This window comes from Dietzia sp. B19 (genome assembly GCF_014145155.1).
In the GTDB taxonomy this organism is placed as follows: Bacteria; Actinomycetota; Actinomycetes; order Mycobacteriales; family Mycobacteriaceae; genus Dietzia; species Dietzia natronolimnaea.
This window is the reverse complement of record NZ_JAALED010000447.1, coordinates 1-1,896: the sequence shown is the minus strand read 5'-3', so window position 1 is coordinate 1,896 and position 1,896 is coordinate 1. Positions and strand designations below refer to the sequence as shown.

Below are 1,896 nucleotides of genomic sequence, written 5' to 3'. Positions count from 1 at the left end.
CCCCAGCGGCAGGCGCATGAGGATGAGAGTGATGTGGTTGCCCAGCTCCTCCGGGAGGTCGTCGGTGCTCGGTGTCAGCGAGACCGGCACCATGAGGTTGATGTCGGAGACCCGTCGGTCACCGCGGGCGTCGAGGTACCGGGTGAGCGCCTTGGACACCGCGGCGATCATCACCGAGGTGACGGTGGTGTCGTGCTCCGCCGCCACCCTCTTGACGGCCGCGAGGTCCACCCCGGTGACCCAGGAGACCTTCTTCCGGGCGTGGGCGTGGCCACTCCACGACAGCTCGGGGGAACGGGGCTCGAACAGCAGGCGGAAAACCGAGCGGTAGGTGTTGGTCGTCATGTTGGTGGGATCGATGGTGTCGGCGAGGGATTCCACGACACGCGTGGGCACCCGGGACAGCTCCCCGCCCGGGGCCACCACGTCCCTGGTCAGTCGCGCCATCGTCACGGGGAATCTGATCGTGGCGCCCGCGAGGCCGCGGGCGATGCCGAGCGTGTCCTTGGCCAGCCCTGCCCCGGCCTGGCCCACCGCGCCCAGGACACCGCCGCCCGATGAGGACAGCTCCCGACCCACGTTGGGCAGCGGGTCGTCGTCGTCGCGGTCGCACAACCCCAGGACCAGCTGGGTCAAGCGGATCCCGTCGACCATCCCGTGCTGGACGCGGAACAACAGGAGCGCCCCCTCCCGGTCGCCACCGTGACCGTGGTAGCCCTCGATGAACTCGGCGCGCCAGATGGGGCGGTCGTCGGGGAGTTGCAGCCCCATCTGCTCGGCGACGTGCGCCTCCGCCTCGGCGCGCCCGCCCGGCGAGGGAAGGCGCCGTCGGACCAGATGGCGGGAGATGTCGAAATCGGGATCGTCCTGCCAGTACCACCGCCTGCCCTCACGGACCGGGACCCGACGGAACACCGGGTGGGGTTCGACCATCCGGGTGGCGATGGCCTCGGTGACCGCGTCCCAGTCGGGGATCTCCGAGAACCACATCACCGAGTTGATGTACATGAGGTTGTCCGGGCGATCCATCATCAGCCACAGCTGATCCCGCAGTGGGATCCGGACTCTCGTCTCCGTCATCGTCCCCGGCCCCTCTCGCCCGCCCCGCTCACCGTCATGTACTCGCCGCCCCAGGCTAGAGCAGCTGTGACCGGGATCACGTCACTCCCCCCGAGACGGCGGGACAATGGCGAGATGCGCACCATCCACACACCGGACGATCCCCCGGCCAAGGGCTTGTACGCCCTGCTCACGGCGTCGGTCACTCCCCGGCCCATCGCCTGGGTCTCGAGCGTCTCCGCCGACGGGGTGTCGAACCTCGCGCCGTATTCGTTCTTCACCGTGGCCTGCGCCGACCCCGCGATCCTCTCGGTCACCTCGATCGGCCGCAAGGACACGTACCGCAACGTGGTCGAGACCGGGGAGTTCGTGGTGAACATCGGCACCGAGTCGCTGATGGAGCTCATCAACGCCACCTCGGCCCCGGTCGGCCCGGAGGTCGACGAGTTCGTCCTCTCCGGCCTGACCGCCGAGCCCTCCGAGGTGGTGTCGGCGCCGCGGGTGGCCGAGGCGCCGATCGCGTTCGAGTGCGTGCGCCATGACGTGATCGACCTCGGCACCAGTGCGATGCTCCTGGGCCGCGTAGTGAGAGTGGCGATCTCCGGTGATGTCCTGGCGGACGACGGGCTCCCCGACTTCGACGCACTGCTCCCGCCCTCCCGGCTGGGCCGCCACCAGTGGGGACTGGCGCCGCGGACGAGGGAGCTGCCCAGGCCGAGGAAGTAGGCGGAGTCGAGACCCGCCGCCAGCCCCCGGCCCTCGGTTCGCGGCGACCTGCAGGCGCTCCCGCGCCTGACGTCTCGCTCGCGCGCCTGTGCGACTCCTCGGTAGCCGCCC

2 protein-coding genes are annotated in these 1,896 nt (G+C 70.2%); one reads left to right on the top strand and one right to left on the bottom strand.

The window, feature by feature from the left end; translation table 11 throughout:
• The coding region (locus G6020_RS12560; RefSeq protein ID WP_241732695.1) for a wax ester/triacylglycerol synthase domain-containing protein at positions 1–1,080 on the bottom strand (1,080 nt) is incomplete at its 3' end.
• A 114-nt stretch (positions 1,081–1,194) separates the two neighbouring features.
• Here G6020_RS12560 and G6020_RS12555 point away from each other — a divergent pair.
• Positions 1,195–1,785: a flavin reductase family protein gene (locus G6020_RS12555; RefSeq protein WP_182610852.1), complete on the top strand. Its 591-nt coding sequence runs from the start codon at positions 1,195–1,197 to the stop codon at positions 1,783–1,785.
• Positions 1,786–1,896 lie beyond the last annotated feature (111 nt).

Coding starts and splice junctions, on each gene's coding strand:
- G6020_RS12555 (WP_182610852.1), top strand. CDS start 1,195: ATGCGCACCATCCACACACCGGACGATCCCCCGGCCAAGGGCTTGTAC.